This is a genomic window from Olleya sp. 1-3 (assembly GCF_002836085.1).
Lineage (GTDB): Bacteria > Bacteroidota > Bacteroidia > Flavobacteriales > Flavobacteriaceae > Olleya > Olleya namhaensis.
In genome coordinates this window covers 26,934-46,856 of record NZ_PJBW01000010.1, presented here as the reverse complement: position 1 = coordinate 46,856, position 19,923 = coordinate 26,934, and the positions used below count along the sequence as shown (strand labels likewise).

The 19,923-nt window shown below is 32.4% G+C and carries 17 protein-coding genes; 11 read left to right on the top strand and 6 right to left on the bottom strand.

Annotated features, from left to right (window positions below; all coding sequences use genetic code 11):
• Positions 1-14 precede the first annotated feature (14 nt).
• From CXF54_RS11210 to CXF54_RS11195, 4 genes are all read left to right on the top strand, one after another.
• The gene (locus tag CXF54_RS11210) at positions 15-2,012 is read left to right on the top strand and encodes a fumarate reductase/succinate dehydrogenase flavoprotein subunit (protein ID WP_090841683.1); all 1,998 of its coding nucleotides are present in this window, start codon (positions 15-17) and stop codon (positions 2,010-2,012) included.
• Positions 2,013-2,021: 9 nt separating this feature from the next.
• On the top strand, positions 2,022-2,768 hold the full coding sequence (locus CXF54_RS11205; protein WP_090841681.1) for a succinate dehydrogenase/fumarate reductase iron-sulfur subunit: 747 nt from the start codon (positions 2,022-2,024) through the stop codon (positions 2,766-2,768).
• A 108-nt stretch (positions 2,769-2,876) separates the two neighbouring features.
• Positions 2,877-3,833, top strand: coding sequence for a M28 family peptidase (locus tag CXF54_RS11200; RefSeq protein ID WP_101203613.1), 957 nt, complete (start codon positions 2,877-2,879; stop codon positions 3,831-3,833).
• Between the two features lie 5 nt (positions 3,834-3,838).
• On the top strand, positions 3,839-5,608 hold the full coding sequence (locus tag CXF54_RS11195) for a MutS-related protein (protein WP_101203612.1): 1,770 nt from the start codon (positions 3,839-3,841) through the stop codon (positions 5,606-5,608).
• A gap of 64 nt (positions 5,609-5,672) precedes the next feature.
• On the opposite strand, the gene CXF54_RS11190 is transcribed toward CXF54_RS11195, so the two are convergent.
• Complete coding sequence (locus tag CXF54_RS11190) at positions 5,673-6,566, bottom strand: thioredoxin family protein (protein ID WP_101203611.1); 894 nt, start codon at positions 6,564-6,566, stop codon at positions 5,673-5,675.
• Positions 6,567-6,750: 184 nt separating this feature from the next.
• On the opposite strand from CXF54_RS11190, the gene CXF54_RS11185 reads away from it, so the two are divergent.
• The 3 genes from CXF54_RS11185 to CXF54_RS11175 all read left to right on the top strand — a co-directional run bounded on the left by CXF54_RS11185 (position 6,751) and on the right by CXF54_RS11175 (position 9,286).
• Positions 6,751-7,722 carry a sensor histidine kinase gene (locus CXF54_RS11185; RefSeq protein ID WP_232782611.1) on the top strand — a complete coding sequence of 324 codons (972 nt, stop codon included), beginning with the start codon at positions 6,751-6,753 and terminating at the stop codon, positions 7,720-7,722.
• The gene (locus CXF54_RS11180) at positions 7,719-8,423 is read left to right on the top strand and encodes a LytR/AlgR family response regulator transcription factor (RefSeq protein WP_101203610.1); all 705 of its coding nucleotides are present in this window, start codon (positions 7,719-7,721) and stop codon (positions 8,421-8,423) included. The genes CXF54_RS11185 and CXF54_RS11180 overlap by 4 nt, the downstream gene beginning before the upstream one ends.
• Positions 8,424-8,506: 83 nt before the next feature.
• Positions 8,507-9,286, top strand: coding sequence for a nitrilase family protein (locus CXF54_RS11175; RefSeq protein WP_101203609.1), 780 nt, complete (start codon positions 8,507-8,509; stop codon positions 9,284-9,286).
• Here CXF54_RS11175 and CXF54_RS11170 read toward each other — a convergent pair.
• On the bottom strand, positions 9,273-10,886 hold the full coding sequence (locus CXF54_RS11170) for an Ig-like domain-containing protein (protein ID WP_101203608.1): 1,614 nt from the start codon (positions 10,884-10,886) through the stop codon (positions 9,273-9,275). The two genes, CXF54_RS11175 and CXF54_RS11170, sit on opposite strands and share 14 nt — an antisense overlap.
• 57 nt (positions 10,887-10,943) lie before the next feature.
• Positions 10,944-11,627, bottom strand: coding sequence for a ComF family protein (locus CXF54_RS11165; RefSeq protein WP_090841664.1), 684 nt, complete (start codon positions 11,625-11,627; stop codon positions 10,944-10,946).
• Between the two features lie 156 nt (positions 11,628-11,783).
• Here CXF54_RS11165 and CXF54_RS11160 point away from each other — a divergent pair, with 156 nt between their 5' ends.
• The 4 genes from CXF54_RS11160 to CXF54_RS11145 all read left to right on the top strand — a co-directional run bounded on the left by CXF54_RS11160 (position 11,784) and on the right by CXF54_RS11145 (position 16,022).
• Positions 11,784-12,692, top strand: coding sequence for a hypothetical protein (locus CXF54_RS11160; RefSeq protein WP_101203607.1), 909 nt, complete (start codon positions 11,784-11,786; stop codon positions 12,690-12,692).
• A gap of 164 nt (positions 12,693-12,856) precedes the next feature.
• The gene (locus CXF54_RS11155; protein ID WP_101203606.1) at positions 12,857-13,762 is read left to right on the top strand and encodes a hypothetical protein; all 906 of its coding nucleotides are present in this window, start codon (positions 12,857-12,859) and stop codon (positions 13,760-13,762) included.
• A gap of 112 nt (positions 13,763-13,874) precedes the next feature.
• The gene (locus CXF54_RS11150) at positions 13,875-14,432 is read left to right on the top strand and encodes a class I SAM-dependent methyltransferase (RefSeq protein WP_090841659.1); all 558 of its coding nucleotides are present in this window, start codon (positions 13,875-13,877) and stop codon (positions 14,430-14,432) included.
• Positions 14,433-14,480: 48 nt separating this feature from the next.
• Complete coding sequence (locus CXF54_RS11145; protein WP_101203605.1) at positions 14,481-16,022, top strand: glycine--tRNA ligase; 1,542 nt, start codon at positions 14,481-14,483, stop codon at positions 16,020-16,022.
• Positions 16,023-16,101: 79 nt separating this feature from the next.
• Here CXF54_RS11145 and CXF54_RS11140 read toward each other — a convergent pair whose 3' ends face one another.
• The 3 genes from CXF54_RS11140 to CXF54_RS11130 form a co-directional block, all read right to left on the bottom strand.
• Entirely contained in the window at positions 16,102-16,683 is a 582-nt protein-coding gene (locus tag CXF54_RS11140) for a hypothetical protein (RefSeq protein WP_090841655.1), read from the bottom strand.
• 95 nt (positions 16,684-16,778) lie between these two features.
• Complete coding sequence (locus CXF54_RS11135; RefSeq protein ID WP_101203604.1) at positions 16,779-18,755, bottom strand: heavy metal translocating P-type ATPase; 1,977 nt, start codon at positions 18,753-18,755, stop codon at positions 16,779-16,781.
• A gap of 21 nt (positions 18,756-18,776) precedes the next feature.
• On the bottom strand, positions 18,777-19,922 hold the full coding sequence (locus CXF54_RS11130; RefSeq protein ID WP_101203603.1) for an efflux RND transporter periplasmic adaptor subunit: 1,146 nt from the start codon (positions 19,920-19,922) through the stop codon (positions 18,777-18,779).
• Position 19,923: the final 1 nt, after the last annotated feature.

The window sequence follows — 19,923 nt, the reverse complement described above, 5'->3', positions numbered from 1 at the left end:
AAAATATAGTTACTATGAGTTTAGATTCAAAAGTACCTCAAGGTCCAATTAAAGATAAGTGGACAGATTATAAAAATCATATCGACTTAGTAAACCCTGCTAACAAGCGTAACATTGATGTTATTGTTGTTGGTACAGGATTAGCTGGTGGATCTGCTGCTGCAACTTTAGCAGAGCTAGGATATAACGTAAAAGCATTTTGCTTTCAAGATTCTCCAAGACGTGCGCATTCAATTGCAGCACAAGGAGGAATTAACGCAGCAAAAAATTACCAAGGTGATGGTGACTCAACTTACAGATTATTTTACGATACTGTAAAAGGAGGAGATTACCGTTCTCGTGAAGCAAACGTATACCGTTTGGCTGAGGTATCTGCAAATATAATTGACCAATGTGTTGCTCAAGGGGTTCCTTTTGCACGTGAGTATGGTGGATTATTAGATAACCGTTCATTTGGTGGTGTATTAGTATCACGTACTTTTTACGCAGCTGGACAGACAGGACAACAATTATTATTAGGAGCGTATTCTGCTATGAACCGTCAAATTGGTCGTGGTAAAATCAAAATGTACAACCGTCACGAAATGTTAGACGTTGTTAAGGTTGATGGAAAAGCTCGTGGAATTATAACACGTAACTTAATTACTGGAGAAATTGAAAGACATTCAGCACATGCTGTAGTTCTTGGAACTGGTGGTTATGGTAACGTTTTCTTCTTATCAACTAACGCGATGGGAAGTAATGTAACAGCAGCATGGAAAGCACACAAACGTGGGGCTTACTTTGCAAACCCTTGTTACACACAAATTCACCCAACATGTATCCCGGTTTCTGGAGATCATCAGTCTAAACTAACGTTAATGTCTGAGTCTTTACGTAATGATGGACGTATTTGGGTGCCAAAACACATGAAAGATGTTGAGGCTATTAAAGCAGGTAAATTAAAGCCTGTACAATTAGCTGAAGAAGATAGAGATTACTACCTAGAGCGTCGTTATCCTGCATTCGGAAACTTAGTGCCTCGTGATGTTGCCTCTCGTGCAGCAAAAGAACGTTGTGATGCTGGTTTTGGAGTTAATGCAACTGGAGAAGCTGTATTCTTAGATTTTGCTTCGGCAATTCAACGTTACGGTAAAGAAGCTGCTCACGTTAAAGGTTTAGACGAAAACGATGCTGCACTTGTTAAAAAATTAGGACAAGAAGTAATCAAGAATAAATACGGAAACTTATTCCAAATGTATGAGAAGATCGTAGATCAAGATCCATACAACACACCAATGATGATTTATCCAGCAGTACACTATACAATGGGTGGTGTTTGGGTTGATTATAACTTAATGACAACTGTTCCTGGATTATATGCAATTGGAGAAGCAAACTTCTCTGATCATGGTGCTAACCGTTTAGGAGCATCTGCTTTAATGCAAGGTCTTGCAGATGGATATTTTGTGTTACCTTATACTATTGGAGATTACTTGTCTGATGATATTAGAACAGGTCCAATTTCTACAGATACAAAAGAATTTGTTGAAGCTGAAGCTGAAGTAAGAAAGAATATCGATCATTTAATAAATAACAACGGGACACATTCTGTTGATTATTTCCATAAGCGTTTAGGTAAAATCATGTGGAATAAATGTGGAATGGCTAGAAACGCAGAGGATTTAAAGTCTGCAATTACTGAGATTTCTGAACTTAGAGCAGAATTTTGGAAAGACGTACGTGTGCCAGGAACACAGAATGAATTTAACGAAGAACTAGCTAAAGCAGGTCGTGTAGCAGATTTCCTTGAATTAGGAGAGCTGTTTGCTAAAGATGCTTTACAACGTGAAGAGTCTGCAGGTGGTCACTTTAGAGAAGAGTATCAAACACCTGAAGGTGAAGCGATGCGTCGCAAAGAGTTTCAATACGTATCAGCTTGGGAATACAAAGGAGAACCAAAAGATGCTATACTTCATAAAGAAGAATTAGCATATGAGAATATTGAAGTAAAAGAAAGAAGTTATAAATAAAGAAAAGCTATGAATTTAACGTTAAAAATTTGGCGTCAAGCAAACGCTAACGATAAGGGGAAAATGGTTGATTATCCAATCAGCAATATATCTCCGGATATGTCTTTTCTAGAAATGTTAGACGTTTTAAATAACGAATTAATAGAAAAAGGTGAGTCGCCAGTATCTTTCGATCACGATTGTCGTGAAGGAATTTGCGGGTCATGCTCATTATATATTAATGGTGAAGCACATGGTCCTGACCGTTTAATTACAACATGTCAGTTACACATGCGTACGTTTAAAGATGGTGAGACTATAACTATTGAGCCTTGGAGAGCTAGTGCTTTTCCTGTAATTAAGGATTTAGTTGTAGACAGAACAGCATTTGATCGTATACAACATGCAGGTGGATTTATTTCTGTAAATACATCTGGAAACACAATTGATGCTAACACGATACCTGTAAATAAACAAGACGCAGATGACGCTTTTTCAGCAGCAACTTGTATTGGTTGTGGTGCTTGTGTAGCCTCTTGTAAAAACTCTTCTGCAATGTTATTTGTTGGTGCTAAAGTATCACAATTTGCATTATTACCTCAAGGTAAAGTAGAAGCTACAGAGCGTGTTTTAAACATGGTTAAACAAATGGATGAAGAAGGTTTTGGTAACTGTACCAACACTGGAGCATGTGAGGTGGAATGTCCTAAAGGAATTTCTTTAGAGAATATTGCACGTATGAATCGTGAGTATTTATCTGCAAGTTTAAAAGGATAAAAAGACATAATTGTCACTCTTGGCATTAGCTTAGAGTCTTAAATAAATAAAAACCCAAGCGATAAGCTTGGGTTTTTTAGTTACTTTTATAATGTAAATATCCCTTATATGAAATCTATATATCTTTTACTTTTAGTACTATTAGTTAGCTGTAAATCTGATAACAAAGCAACGCGAGACATAGCGGTAACTGATGTTTCTAAAACTAGCAATGCTAATCAAGTTACTGTGGATTATAAGTTTGATACCACTGCGTTATTAGATAATTTAAAAGAATTATCTTCAGACACCTATCAAGGTCGCAGAACTGGAACCAAAGGTGGCGAGCTAGCAAGAGCATTTGTAATTAAACAATTTATTGCACGTGGTGTTACTCCATTAGTGCCAGATTATACGCAATCTTTTACATTTAAAACAACTAAAAGCTACGATGCGGTTAATATTTTAGGGTTAATAAAAGGAACAGAAAACACTGATAAATACATTGTATTATCTGCGCATTATGATCATGAAGGCGTTAAAAACGGAAAGATATATAATGGAGCAGATGACGATGCATCGGGTATTAGTGCATTGTTCGCTTTCGCGGAATTTTTTGCCAAGTATCCGCCAAAACATAATGTTATTTTAGCAGCTTTTGATGCTGAAGAATTAGGTTTAAAAGGGGCTTATCATTTTGTTGAAGACAATACTATCCAAAAAAGAAATATCGTATTGAATCTTAATATGGATATGATTAGTAGAAGTGAAGACAAGCAGTTATTTGCTGTCGGGAGTCACCATTATCCAATTTTAAAACCAATCATAGCTAATTTTAAAGATATTGGAACTACAGATCTAATAATAGGGCACGAAGGTGTTACAAAGGGAGATGATTGGACCTATTCAAGTGATCATGCAGCGTTTCATAAAGCTAAGATCCCTTTTATCTATTTTGGAGTAGCAGACCATAAAGATTATCACAAGCCAACAGATGATTTTGAAAACATTGATCAACAATTTTATAAGGATGCAGTACAAACTATTATAACTGTGTTTACTCAATTTGATAATTTAGATTTTTAATATAAATGACGGATTCTAATTCTTATTACAACAGTAATATTGTAAACTATACAACAGAAGTTTCTAAGCTTTACAAGCAGCTAACCTCGTTAAGTATTGCTAGACTTTTAGTGTTTCTAATCACTGCGGTTGGGGCCTATTTTACGTTTGGTAATTGGGGCTTGTTTTCTGTTATTATAATACTTGGTATTGTCTTGTTTATAGTTTTATTATCGCGATATACCAATATTAAATCCGTTTACAATTTAAAAAAAGAGCTAATCACAATTAATCAGGATGAGCTAAAGATTGCTTCTGGAGATTTTTTTGAAAAACCGGATGGTCTGACGTTTCAGGAGGCTAACCATAATTATGCTTTAGATATTGATTTATTTGGTAGAGGTAGTTTCTTTCAATTTATAAATAGAACAGCAATAGAGGAAGGTTCGGAAAAGTTAGCAACTAGTTTAAAAGCTAACGTCACAGATGATATTGTACTTAGGCAAGACGCTATTAAAGAGTTAGCTAACAAATCAGATTGGAGACAGCAATTTCAAGCTAATGCTAGTCTAATTAAAGTAGAGACCAAAGGAGCTACAATTCTAAAGTTTTTAAAAGCGCACGAGTCCATATTACCTAAAAACATAAAGATATTGCCTTTAGTAGTTTCAGTATTGACTATTATAATTATTGGTTTAGCAATTGCTAAAATAATACCTCCAATTACTATTGGGTATTGGTTATTTGTCGGCTTATTTGTTACTGGACGTTATGTCAAAAAAATAAATGGGCTGAGTGCTAATGCAGATAAAATGCGAGACACTTTTCGTCAATACACCTCTTTATTAAAAGCTATCGAAACCGAAACATTTACGTCACAATTACTAATTAGCAAGCAGGCTCAAATTCAATTAAAAGACAAAAAAGCGTCTCAGATTTTAAAAGAACTATCAAAAGCAATGGACGCTTTAGATAACAGGAGTAATTTAATCTCGGCTATTTTTGGGAATGGGTATTTTTTAACTGACATAAAGCATACGTATACAATAGAACAGTGGTTAGAAAATTATAAAGACAAAGTTGAAGATTGGTTTGAAGTCGTTGCTTTTTTTGATGCTTATAACAGTTTAGGAAACTATGCTTTTAATCATCAAGAATATGTCTATCCTCAAATAGTAGATAAAAATAAGGATACTAAAGTCACGCAATTAGGACATCCTTTATTAAAATCTGCTAAACGTGTGGATAATGATTTTGAAATAAAAAACAAGCAGTTTTTTATTATTACTGGTGCAAATATGGCAGGGAAAAGTACGTTTTTGCGCACAGTGTCTTTACATATTGTTATGGCTAATGTTGGTTTGCCAGTTTGTGCAACAGCATCGGTGTATAGTCCTGTAAAATTAATTACAAGCATGCGTACCAGCGATTCTTTAACGGATGACAGTAGTTACTTCTTCTCTGAGTTAACACGCTTAAAATACATCGTAGATGCTATTAAGCAGGATAATTACTTTATTATTTTAGACGAAATCCTAAAAGGAACAAATAGTACAGATAAAGCTATTGGGTCGCGCAAGTTTGTCGAAAAATTGGTAGCCAGTCATGCTACCGGGATAATTGCTACACACGATCTAAGTTTATGCGAAATTGAAAAGCATTTATCAGAAGTGAAAAACCACTATTTTGATGCGCAAATCATTGACGATGAATTGTATTTTGATTACACCTTTAAAAAAGGGATTTGTCAAAATATGAATGCTAGTTTCTTACTTAAAAAGATGGAGATTGTGTAGGTGTGATATAATAAATATAATCCCTTTTTGATCAAAAGGGATTATATTTGTAATGTCATTTCGGCTATTTTTGTTCAGCCCTTATTTTATCCAACATCTCCAATGCGTTTTTATCTTCAGGCTTAAATTGGAGTACTTTATTGTAATTTTTTGTAGCCTCCTTATAGTTTTTAGTCATATAAAAAGCTTCACCTAAACTATCAAAAACGTTGGGGTTATTAGGGAACATTTTAGTGTTTAAATCAAAAAGATACAATGCTTTGTCAAATTGCTTGTCCTTTAAATGCCAGTATCCCAATGTATTTAATTCTTTGCTTCCTTCTGAGTAGTCTGGGAAATACGTTAAAAAGTTAGATTCTAACGCAATCAAGTCTTCTAATGGTTTTTCTTTTAAGTTGTAAAATGTAATGTTAGCAACATAATACTTAGCAAAATAACGTTGGTTAGTGACTATTTTCTCAATGTCGCGCTCTAAAGTTTCAACAGGATGCTCTACTATTCTATTAATTTCTTTTCCATTTTTATAAAAAATAAAAGTTGGGACACGATGGATGTTAAATCCTTTTTCTTCTCCATTAGGTCCTTTTTTGTAGCTTTCTTTTGTGTTGTCTAAAGCAAAGACCTCTAAGTTGTCCATATTAAAATTAGCTAATTCTAGTACTTTGTAAAAACGTGGAACTTCTTTTTTACTATCTCCACACCAAGTACCTAAAAAGACTTTAATGGTGTAGTTGTTTAGCGAGTCTTTAAAGGTGTTTATTAGTTTTTCGTTGGCTATATACTCGTCATGATTTTTATTAAACCACGTTTTATAACCGTCTTTTAAAAGACCATCTTTATTAATCTTTCCTAATAACTTTGGCTGTCCCTTGCCATCCAAAACTTCAGTATTTATTGTTTGGGCAATTGTGGTGGTAAGGGTTACTAAAAAAAGGGCAATGGATACAAATAATTTCATAAGTGTTGTTTTTGATTGATATACTCAAATCTATCTTTAATTTTAATTGATTAGTAATTATTTAAACCAACAACACACTTAAGCTTATAAACAACACACTTTTTGCAGTTTGCATTGCTTTTATTGGTTTTTGTACTTTGTTTTTTGATGGTTTTAGCTTTTTGGTTTACTTTCAAGCTAAATTATGATAGACTTAAAAAAACATACGTCGCAAATCTTAGTACATCTGCTGTTTTGGATGCTATTTGTATTTGTGTCTTTATTTATCTTTTCCAGATATTATTGGGCCGAAAACCCATTTTTGCAATATTTATCCATTTTAGGTGTCATTGTATATGTTAACCATTTTGTGTTATTACCCTTTTTTGTAAAACGAAAATGGTATAAATGGTATGGCTTAGTTTTTATAGCAATATCTTTTTTTGCTACGCAATTGTATTGTAATGTCTTTGCACAATGTGGTTGTTCTATAATGAAATGCTTAAGTGACTACCTTTGGCAGACATTGGTGCCATTAATATTTTTCTCTTTTATTTGGATGTTATTTCGGTTTTTGGACGAGCAAAGTCAAAAGGAATACATGATACAACAGCATGAGAAAATGGAATTAAAGTTTTTGAAATCTCAAATAAACCCACATGTCTTGTTTAATAATTTGAATACTATTTATTCGTATTCAATAGAAAAACCAAACGAAACACCTGAGCTTATTTTGATGTTGTCAGACAATTTGAAGCATGTCTTATATGAGAGTAATGCTCAGTTTGTCGATTTAAATAAGGAACTTCAATTTTTAGATAATTATATTAAGTTTCAGAAGATAAGAACAGAAGGTGTTAAGCATATCAAGTATACTACTAATGTAAAATCAGATTACATTAAAATTGGACCTTTATTGTTAATTACCATTATTGAAAATGCATTTAAACACAGTACATTACATAGCACTATTTTTATACAAATTACTGAAGAAGAAAACACGTTGATTTGTACGTGTATCAACGATTTTGAACATAATAATACGGACGATAACCACTCTAAAATTGGATTCAAAAATCTAAAAAAGCGATTGGATTTGTTGTATCCTAATAAGCATCAGTTACAAATTGAAAAGACAGACCAGTTTAAAGTAATTTTAACCTTAGATCTATCATGACTTGTATAATTATTGAAGACGAAATACCTGCCCAGAATTTACTTAAAAACTATTTAAGTAAATTACCTAATGTGCAATTGTTAGGTACATTTCAATCTGCTATTCAGGCTCATAATTACTTTAAAACAAGCACAGCAGATGTTGTGTTTTTGGATGTTAATTTACCAGACATATCTGGTTTAGATTTTATAAAAACGGTAAAAAATCCACCTGCAATTATAATGACAACTGCTTATCCGGATTATGCAGTGAGCTGTTTTGAGTTAGATACAATTGTCGATTATTTAGTGAAACCTTTTGGTTTTGATCGTTTTTTAAAAGCTGTAAACAAAGCGGAAGACAGAGCAAATAACACCATAGATATTAATACAGTAGATAGTAAAGTGGTTGAGGATTCTATTTTCTTGAATGTGGATAAAACACTACATAAAATTGTATTAAGTGAAATTTTGTATTTAGAATCTGATAGAAACTATATTACTGTAGTTACTAAAACACAAAAACTGTCTTATATAGATTCTCTTAAAAATTGGGTTGAAAAACTACCGAAGCAAGACTTTATTCAAATTCACAAATCATATATAATTAACGCTACTTACGTGAGTAAAATATCAGGAAATGAGGTCTTTATTAATACGCAGCGTTTGCCTATTGGTAGAACTTACAAAGCAGATTTGCTTAAAAAATTAAGAATTGTTTAATGGGTGTCCATTTGTTGTAATTTCTGTTTATTTTTAGAGTAAAGTTAATCGCACAGTCATAACAAGATCTTAAATCATACAAATTGGATAATAAATTAAACGTAGCAATTATTCAGGCTAACTTGGCTTGGGAAAACCCAATTGAGAATAGGCTAAACTTCACACAAAAAATTGAAAGCTTAACCAATACTGTTGATCTTATTGTGTTGCCAGAAATGTTTACTTCTGGATTTACAATGTCTCCGCAATTGGTTGCAGAAACTATGGAAGGTGCTACCGTGCAATGGATGTTAGCTTTGGCTAAACAGAAAATGGCTGCTATTGTTGGGAGTATAGTTATTGAAGATAGTGGGCAATACTATAATCGATTAGTGTTTGTGCATCCCGATGGTAAAATAGATAGTTATAACAAGCGTCACACCTTTACTTTATCAGGAGAAGACAAGGTGTATGCTAAAGGTGATCAAGTAGTGATAGTAGATTACAAGGGGTTTAAAATAAAACCTTTGGTCTGTTATGATTTGCGTTTTCCTGTATGGGCTAGAATACAAGACAATTTTGATATACTATTATACGTAGCTAATTGGCCAACAAAACGTATTAACGCTTGGGATACTTTGTTGCAGGCTAGAGCAATTGAAAACATGTGCTATTGCATTGGTGTAAATAGGGTTGGTTTAGACGCTAATAATTACGAATATCCAGGACATTCTGCTGCTTATAATGTGTTAGGAAATATGCTTACTAACTTAAAGCCAAATACAGAAGGTGTAACAGAAGTCGTGTTGTCTAAATCTCATGTGGACAACACTAGAAACAAACTTAGATTTTTAGAAGATAAAGATGTATTTAGTTTAGAGTAAAATCTATAATAACTTCCCAGCCTGATCTAATTTCTTCTACTTTTTTAGCATAACTTACACGTTCTGCTTGTTGCTTTTTAAGAAAGTTTCCTGAATCGTATTTTCTATTTTTATTGGTATCGTAGATAACTCTAACATAGTATTCTCCTGGTTTTAAAAAGAAAAAATCTAATGGTTTTGGCGTTGTGGCATATTGCTCATATTTTACTTCACCTGTTTTGTTTAAAAACTGAACGATTAGCGGGTAAGTTGCATTTTTTAGAATAACCCTGGCATTACCAAGACCAGATTCTTTAACGGTTCTTAAATTAAAATTTAAAGTGTCATTAGGTAAGTTGTAAAAGTCCGTAATTGTACTTGGTAGTAATTGGATCTTGTATAAATTGTCTTCCGTTTTATCAAAGTCGACCTCTATTGTGTTTTGTAAAGTATCTAATTTAGTAGTGAAACTAACCTTTGTAGAATCTTTGTCTAATATGGTTATTTTGCTTTTGTCAAATTTTGATATCGGAATATTAGCCGATAGCTTTAAGGTTTCAAAAAAGTCAATATTACTACTTGGACTAGCTTTTACTAGTAACGAGTCGCGTTTGTTATCTTTTATTCTAACTGTAAAAGTGTCTATTTTAGTTCTGTTAGTTACTTTAAATACTAATGAGTCCACCTCTAATTTTGGTTTGTAAAAATAGTTTAGTGTATCTGTTTTTTTATCTTTAAAATAACTGTAACTATAGTCTTTAGGCGCGTCAGACAATAAATCAATTGTCATGTCTTTGTAGTCTTCACCTTCAAAACCAAATGCTATTTTTTCGCCAGAAACTAAACGAGCACTTTCTGCTTTATAGTCTATTTCTTCTTTAAATATTTTTAATTCGTAAAACGCAGAAGTATCTGCAGATACGGTTATAAATTCTTCGTAAAAACCAATTTCGTCTGATTTTTGGTCAAACTTATTATTGGAATTATTATCCTTTAAAGCAATAAGCTTGTAAGCTCCTGCTTTTAAGTTTTCTAGTTTAAAATTAGTGGTGCTATCTAAAGTGTTAGTAATGTATTTAGGATTTTCTTTATATACAATAGAATCTGTGTAAGTCGAATCTGCTTCGTATAAATGAATAGAGATAAAAGGATCTGTTGTTCTTTTTATTGCATCCATAACGCTTCCTTTTACAGATAACGAATCTATGTAATCTCCTGTTGAAAACACATACCTATAATAAGGATAAGGGTTTTCTTCGTTATTATCCACAATACTATTACCAAAGTTAATGGCGTAAGTTGTATTAGGCGTTAACGTGTCAAGAATCTTGATTTTGATGTACTCACTTGGACTTCCTAAAGGTGTAATGTCCGGTTTTGTGTTCATTGGAGGCGATATAACCAGTTGTTTGGTTAGATCTTTTGTTTTAATATATTCGTCAAAATATATTTTAATCTCTTTACTATTAAAATTTGTCGAGAAGTTAGCAGGCTCAGAATATCTGATTTTAGGAGGTGTAACATCTTTTTCTCCTCCAGTAATATTACCTCTATTGGCGCAATTAATAAAAGTAAGCGCTAAAACGCAATAAAAACAAAAATTTAAGAGACGGTTTTGCATATGATTTTAAATGTGGTTACAAATTAACAACATATTTATGTTTTAACGAAAAATGCACTAGGCTATTGCCATTGTAGCGACACTTATTTTTACATTTTCAGCTTTTTTTAATTCTATTATACAAGCTTCTAATGTGTTTCCGGTGGTAATAATATCATCCACCAATAAGATGTGTTTGTTTTTAAGTTGTGACAATTGTGTTACTGCAAAGGTTTCGTTATTTAATTGCCATCGTTCCAGTCTTTTTTTAGAAGCTTGAGAGCTTGCGGTTGTTGTTACCTTAATTAAAAGATCATCATTATAAATGGTTTGCAAGGCTTGGGCAATTTTTTTACCAAATTCTGCACATTGATTATAGCCTCTTTTTTTTATCTTTTTTGGATGTAATGGCACAGGGATAACCAAGTCTATAGCTTTGTAATCGGTACATTGTTTTAGTTCTTCTCCTAGCCATTCGCCTAGAAAACTACTTACTTCTTCATTTTTTCCGTATTTAAGTTGGTGGAGTAGGTGTTGTACAATACCTTTTTTTTCAAACCTTAGTAAAGCTGTAGCTGCTTCTATTTGTGCCCTACCGTAAAACACGTTTTTTACAAAGGGGTCTTTAGAGGTGTGATAATCTGTGGTTGGCAAGACGTGTCTACAGGTGGTGCATAAAAAGGATTCATTATCGGATAGGAGGCTTTTACACGCGTTGCAGACCTTTGGGAAAAATAAATCAGCTAAGGCTTTAAAGCTCATAAAATATTGGTTTAATGCGGGTTGTAACTTAGATGAAGTGCATATAAATCCTTTTAAAAACTTTCAAAATTACTTTAGCACGGATTTTAATCAAGTTATCGAAAAATTATTACATATAGATATATTAGCAATAGTTTTGCATCAAATATTAAACTAATGATTATAAAATCCCAAATCTATAATCTAAGGTTAGTTATTGTTGCGCTATCAACATTAATGTGCGCTTTAGGTTATTTCGCTTATAATAATTATTCGTCTTTAAACGAGTATCATGAGTTTCTAATTGACGAAAATGCTATGGTAGAATCAGAGCTTAGTCAAATGGTAGCTAGCTACGATTCATTGCGTTTTGATAATAGAGATTTGCAAACTAAATTGGATAATTCTAGAATTAGAATTGCACGCATCTTAGATTCTGTTAAATATCTAAAACCAGATGTTTATTTAGTGTCTCACTACAAGAAGCAATTGCAAGTCTTAAAAAATGAAAACAATAGTATTTTAGCTTTAGTTGAGAAATTAAACGCTGAAAACGAATTTTTAAAACAAGAAGCCATCCGCGTAGGCGCAGAGCTTGATCAAACTATTTCATTTTCTGAGCATTTAGAAAGCAAAAACTCAACTTTATCTATTATTAACAGTAAGTACCAAGAAAAGATAAATAAGGCTAAGGTCTTAAGTATTTCCAGTATTGCTGTGCAAGGTGTTAGGCGTGTGACTAACAGCGGGGATATTAAAAGTACTACCACAGCAAGACGAGCAAAACAAATTAATGTGTGTTTTACTATTCCTGAAAATAAGTTTACAGTAAAAGGTAAAAAGGAACTTTATGTACAAATAGTAGATCCTTTAAATAATGTTGTTGGAGATCAAGGGGTGTTTAATACAGGAGCATCCTCTTTAATTTACAGTAAGAAAATAATGGTGGACTATAAAAACAAAAACTTAGAGCAGTGTTTGTTTGTTAAACCATCTGAGGATCAGTCTTTTCAAAAAGGCGATTACTATGTTACTGTGTACCATAAAAGTAGATTAATTGGTAAAACAACAATGACCCTTAAATAATATTAAAACCGTACGAAAACTCTTATTTTAATGGGGTTTGAAAATTATATTGAAGTCTTTTTTTTAGCTTAAAAGGTTACTTTAACAATTTTTTCACCTCTTCATCGGTATTTAACAGTAAACCATATTTTAAATCAATAATTTTATTTGTAATTAATTTATACATGATAGTTATCCCTCATACTTACAACTATAGATTAGTAATTGGTTGCTTGGTTATTGCTTTGGTGTCTTTAGGTACTTTTAGCTATTTTAACTTAGATAAGTTAGAAAGTTATAACACTTATGTCATTCAAGAAAAAAAACTTTTAGAGATTGAATTATCAGAAATGATAGTACGTTATGACGAAGTTGAAGTTAATAGTGTTGTGCTAAATGACAAACTTGAACAGTCTAAATTTAAAATAGAACGTATTTTAGATTCCATAAGAGTATTAAAACCAAGTGCATCTTTATTATCTGTTTATAGATCTAAAATTAAACTTCTGCAAAAAGAAAAAGCAGAGGTCCTAGCTTTAGTATCTAAACTTGAAAACGAAAACCAACGCTTATCCATAAAAACAGCCAAAGTTGAAGAGGATCTTCAAGGAGCTAGAAGCATAACTAATGCTTTAAAATCTGAGAATAAAGATTTAGCTTTTAATAATACGCAACTTTCTAAAAAAATTGAAGCTGCTAGCCATTTAGAGATAGGTAAGCTTAATGCAAAAGCTGTAAAACGTATTACCAAAAATCGTATTGTAGGGACTAATAAGTCTTATAAGTCTAATAAACTTCATGTAGCATTTACTGTATCTAAAAATAAGTTTGTTAACGAAGGTAAAAAGGATATTTTCATACAAATTTTAAGTCCTAGTAACAATGTTGTTGCAGATCAAGGGTCTGTATCTTTTGGTAAACAATCTTTAATTTATAGTAAAAAAATCATTTTGGATTATAAAAATGAAGACATAAACCTAGATGCAATAATTACTACAGATGTTGATCAGCCTTTAACTAAAGGTGTGTATTTTGTAAATATTTTCCACGATAATACTAGGCTTGGAAGTACTTCTGTAACACTTAAATAGCGTTAAATATTATACAAATAAAACCGTTACATTCGTAATGGTTTTATTTTTGCGTTTACACGAATAAATAAAAATCATATATTCGTTAAAATTATCTCTAAAAAATCCTTTTTTGAACAAAATCAACTTTTTAAAAGAATCACTTAAAAGTTTAAAAACTTCTGGGACATTGTTTCCTAGTTCTAGATTCTTGGCGTCAAAATTATTGAAGAGTATAGATTTTGAAACAACAAAATTAGTAGTAGAGTTTGGACCTGGAAATGGGATTATAACTAAAGAGATTTTAGCAAGATTAAAACCGGATGCTACTTTAATTACTTTTGAAATAAATGATAGTTTTTATAAGGCTTTGCTTAAAATTGAAGATTCAAGATTAATTGTGTCTAACCAATCCGCAGATAAAGTATTAGAAGTGATTAAACAACATGGTTTTTCATCTACAGATTACATTGTTTCTAGTTTGCCATTAACTAATATTCCTAAGCCAATTTCGGCTGTTATTTTAGATAGCGCTTACAAAAGTTTAAATCCAAAAGGGTATTTCTTTCAATACCAATATAGTCTTACTTATTATTCTGCATTAAAAGAAATTTTTAAAGGCAACGTAGATTTAGGTTTCGAGCCTTTAAACGTTCCTCCAGCTTTTGTTTATACTTGTCAAAAAGACTAATCAATTTTTGGTTGTACACTTTTATTTATCGTTTATCTTTGTACTATTATGGCAAACAACGACGATCAATTTAAAAAAGTAATCTCTCACGCAAAGGAGTATGGTTACGTATTCCAAAGTAGTGAAATCTACGATGGACTTAGCGCAGTTTACGACTACGCTCAAAACGGAGCAGAATTAAAGAAAAACATACGTGACTATTGGTGGAAAGCAATGGTGCAAATGCACGACAATATTGTAGGTATTGATGCTGCAATATTTATGCATCCAACCACTTGGAAGGCTTCAGGACACGTAGATGCATTTAGCGACCCTTTAATTGACAACAAAGATTCTAAAAAACGTTATAGAGCTGATGTTTTGGTAGAAGACTATTGTGCTAAAATTGAAGCAAAAATCGATAAAGAAGTCGCTAAAGCGGAAAAACGTTTTGGCGAAGCTTTCAACAAACAAGAATTTATTTCTACTAATCCAAGAGTTTTTGGATATCAAGAAAAAATTGATACCATCTTAAAACGTTTAGGAAAATCTTTAGAAGCTGAAGATTTAGCAGATGTTAAAGCATTAATAGAAGAGTTAGAAATAGCTTGTCCTTTAAGCGGAAGCAGAAACTGGACGGATGTTAAACAGTTTAACTTAATGTTTGGTACCAAACTTGGTGCAACAGCAGAGACTGCAATGGATTTATATTTACGTCCAGAAACAGCACAAGGTATATTTGTAAACTTCTTGAATGTTCAAAAAACAGGAAGAATGAAAATTCCTTTTGGTATCGCGCAAACAGGTAAAGCGTTTAGAAATGAGATTGTTGCAAGACAATTTATTTTTAGAATGCGTGAGTTTGAACAAATGGAAATGCAATTTTTTATCAAACCTGGGACTCAGAAAAAATGGTTTGAACATTGGAAAGAAACTAGAATGAAATGGCACCTTTCTCTTGGAATGGGGCAAGATAATTACCGTTTCCATGATCACGAAAAATTGGCCCATTATGCTGATGCAGCTACAGATATCGAGTTTAAATTCCCTTTTGGTTTTAAAGAATTAGAAGGAATACATTCTCGTACAGATTTTGATTTAAAACAACACGAAGAATTTTCAGGTAAAAAACTTCAGTATTTTGACCACGAAGACAACGCAAGTTATACGCCATACGTTTTAGAAACGTCTATTGGTTTAGATCGTATGTTTTTAGCAGTATTTTCTAATGCTTTAGTTGAAGAAGAATTAGATAACAATACAACAAGAACTGTATTGAAATTACCAGCGGTTTTAGCGCCAGTAAAAGCAGCTATTTTTCCTTTAGTAAAAAAGGATGGTTTACCAGAAGTAGCAAAACAAATTGTTGAAGATCTTAAATGGGACTTTAATGTGTTTTATGACGAAAAAGATGCGGTTGGTAAACGTTACAGACGTCAAGATGCTAATGGTACACCATTTTGTATTACAGTAGACCACGACACTTTAACGGATAATACGGTTACTATTAGACATAGAGACACAATGGAACAAAAACGTGTTGCTATCTCAGATCTTAAAGACATCATCAAAAAAGAAGTTGATGTAAAAGAGTGGCTAATGAAGATGTAATAGCTTTCAAAAGTAGATGTAATAAAAAATAAAAAGCCCAAACTAATTAGTTTGGGCTTTTTATTTTTTAATTTAAATGTTAGAATCTAATTCCAAAATTAATTCCAAATCTTGGCTCAACATTATCCAAGTAATCATCATCAATACTACCAAGATTTCTTGCTATTTCTCCGTTAATTCCCAACGTAAAAGTGTCATTAAACACCCATTTATGACCAATACCAAAGCCTAAAGAAAAACCGTCTACATCATACGTATATTCTTCTTCTACATTAGTGTCACTAATATAGTCGTAATAGTAATAATCTTCTACAGTTACAGTTCCTGTTCTAAGTTTGGCTTGCGGATAAAAGTAAAAACCAGCATGATCTTTTTTCTTTGAAAAATAGATAACATATGCTGCTTTAAGACTAATAGCATCAGAGTCTTTTATATATCCAGTATCATAGTAAGCATAAGTGTCAAAAAACGTTGCTCCAATAAAAAGCGACTGATTTTTTTCTAAATAACGTTCGTAATTAACGTTAAATGATCCTGCGACTACTAAGTCAAATAAATTTGATGAAATTTCATTTTTTTTTGTAGTTGTTTCAATGTCTTTTTGAGCAAATCCATAAAAGGATGTTAATAATAAAACGAATAATAAATGTGTTTTTTTCATAAATTAGGTTGATTGATTAAAGCGTATAACTTATCAAAAGCTATACCATTATTAGATGTTAAATGTAGTAAAAGGTTGCGTAAATAAATACGGTTTTATAAATGTTCTTTATAACCTAGTAAACGTAAAGCATTCAAAACAACCACTATGGTTGATCCTTCATGAAATAATACAGCTAATCCAATATTAGTTAATCCAAGAATTGTAACAGGAACAAGTATAGCGACAACGCTTAGGCTAATAAAAATGTTTTCTTTAATAATGCGTTTAGACGCTCTACTTAACCCAATAACAAAAGGTAGATTTTCTATTTTATCAGACATTAACGCAACGTCTGCAGTTTCTAAAGCCACATCGCTTCCTGCTGCTCCCATAGCAATACTAACGGTGCTTAACGCCATTGCTGGTGCATCATTTACGCCATCTCCAATCATGGCGATTTTCCCGTCTGTTGCTAACAAATCTTTAATAGCTTTGACTTTATCTTCTGGTAATAAATTTCCTTTTGCTTCTGTTAAACCTATTTGTTTTGCAATGGCATCACCAACATTTTGATGATCTCCTGTTAGCATAATCATACGTTTAATACCAATTGCTTTTAGCCTTTTTAATGTGCTTTCTGCAGTTTGTCTTGGTGTATCCATAACGCTTATTATACCTATTACTTTGTTTTTTAAAGCAACCAACATAACGGTATGACCATGTTTTAAAAGGCTTTCCATTTTTGTGATTACAGAATCTTCAAAAATGACACCTTCATCTTGCATTAATTTTAGATTACCAATAAACACTTTGGCGTTGTTGTAAGAGGCTGTAACTCCTTTTCCTTGTATGGCTTCAATATTTTTAGCAACGCCTTTAAAACGTATGTTATGTAGCTTTTCAATGTCCTTTGCTATTGCTTTTGCTAGTGGATGATTGCTTAAACTTTCTACTTCTAAAACAATTTGTAGAAATTCATTTTCATCAAAATTATTTAAAGCAATCACATTGGTTAATTTTGGCTTTCCTTCAGTTAACGTTCCTGTTTTATCAAACGCAATTGTGGTAATGCTTCCTAAATCTTCTAACGCTTTTCCGCCTTTAATTAACACCCCTTTTTGTGCTGCTCTTGCAATTCCGCTAAGGACTGCACTTGGTGTAGATATGGCCAAAGCACAAGGACTTGCTGCTACCAAAACGGTTATGGCTCTATACAAACTTTCGTTAAACGTTTCGTCAATAATTAAGTAGGCAAAACAGAGTAAAACAACCACTATGATTACTATTGGGACATACCATTTTTCAAACTTTTTGGTTAAGCGTTGGGTTGGCGATTTTTGTGTTTCTACCTCACTCACCATTTTAATTAATCGTGCTACTGTTGAGTCGTGACTAAGTTTTAAAACATGTACTTCAATGGTGCTATCTCCATTTATAGTACCTGTAAATGCAATATGTTTTTTATCGATGTGTTTAAATTCTGGTAAATTATCTAAAGTTGCAATCGCTGTTTTATCAACAGGCATGCTTTCTCCTGTAATTGGTGCCTGATTTATACTGCTGTTTCCACTAATTATTACACCATCTGCAGCAATTTTAGTACTTGGTTTTATAACAATAATATCACCAATTTTTAAATTTTCAATTGGGGTTTCAATAAGCTGATTTCCATTTTTAACTATTGCTGTTTTTGGAGATAAATCACTTAATGCTTCAATAGATTTTTTAGCTTTATTCATAGCGTAATGCTCTAACGCATGACCTAAACTAAATAAAAATAGAAGCAAAGCACCTTCTGCCCAACTGCCAATGTATGCAGCTCCAATAGCAGCAGCAATCATTAAAAAATCGATATCAAATTGGCCTTTTGGTATTTTTTTTAATGCTTCAATAAAAATGAAATAACCACCAAAAAAGTATGAAACCATGTAGCTTATTAATGATGCCCAAGCTGGTAAATCGGTTAGTTTTTCAATAGTAAATCCAGTTATTAAAAAAATACCGCAAAGTATAGCGAAGTATAGTTCTGTTTTTTTTCCAAAAATCAAATTATGACTGTGGTTGTGTCCGTTGTTATTATGGTTTTCCATAGTAGTTGTTTTAAATCTTAATTAATGATTATGCCCACCGTCACTCTCATTTAATAGCATACTATTTCCTTTTACTAGAATTTGTTTGTCTTTTAAAAGGCTAGTGTTTAAAATTTCAACAGTATTTTCTGTTTGCTTTCCAAGCTCTAATTTAACTTTTTCTAAATGAAACTCGTCTTCATGTGCTTCTTCTAAAACTAAAACATAAAAGTCATTTCCAACCTCAATAATAGCTTCTTTAGGCAGTCCAATACTTTTGATGCTATCAATAATAATATCGGCATCAACAAACATCCCAACAATAAAATGCTCTTTGTCATTATCTACGTGTCCATGTACTTTTACGCGTCTAGTTTGCTCGTCAATAGTAGTTCCAACAAGATGCACTTCTGCCTCAAAGGTTTTGTCCGAAGCTTCAGGGATTTTGAATGTAATTTTTTGATCTTTCTTAATTTGCATAATGTCTTTTTCGAAGACCGATAACTCTAAGTGAATATGGTCAATATCTACAATTTCCATGATAACATCGCTAGGCGAAACATAGGTTCCGTTGCTGACATTAACCTTTGTAACGTGACCGGAAATTGGGGCGTATAAATTTATAGTCGAAGTTATGCGTCCTTGTTCTACATTACTCGGATTAATATTTAGCATTTGTAATTTTTTGCGTAGTCCATTATAATGGGCACGGTTACTTTTATACGCACTTTCAGCTTTTAAGTAGTTTTTTTCGGAAGTGATTTTTTCTTCAAACAATGTTTTTTGTCTGTTAAATTCAGATTTTAAGTAATTTAATTGCTCTGAAACTTCTAAATAATTTTGCTGCAGCTCAACAAATTCTGGATTTTTTAGAGTGACTAATAGTTGTCCTTTTTTTACTTGATCCCCGATTAATAATGGTGTTTTTGTAATATAACCACCGCTAAAAGTAGTGATGCTTGATTTGTTGTGTGGCGGTACATCAATCATTCCGTTTACTTTTACGGTTTCATTAAAAGCATATTCCGCTAACGTTCCAAATGCCATTTTTTCGCCTTCAAACTGTGCTTTTGTAATGGTTATTTCGTCATTATGTGTTTCCGTTTCAGGAACTATTTCTACTTTTTTTTCTGAATTTCCGCAGGCTACTAAAACCAGTGAAAATAATAGTATATATATCTTGTTCATC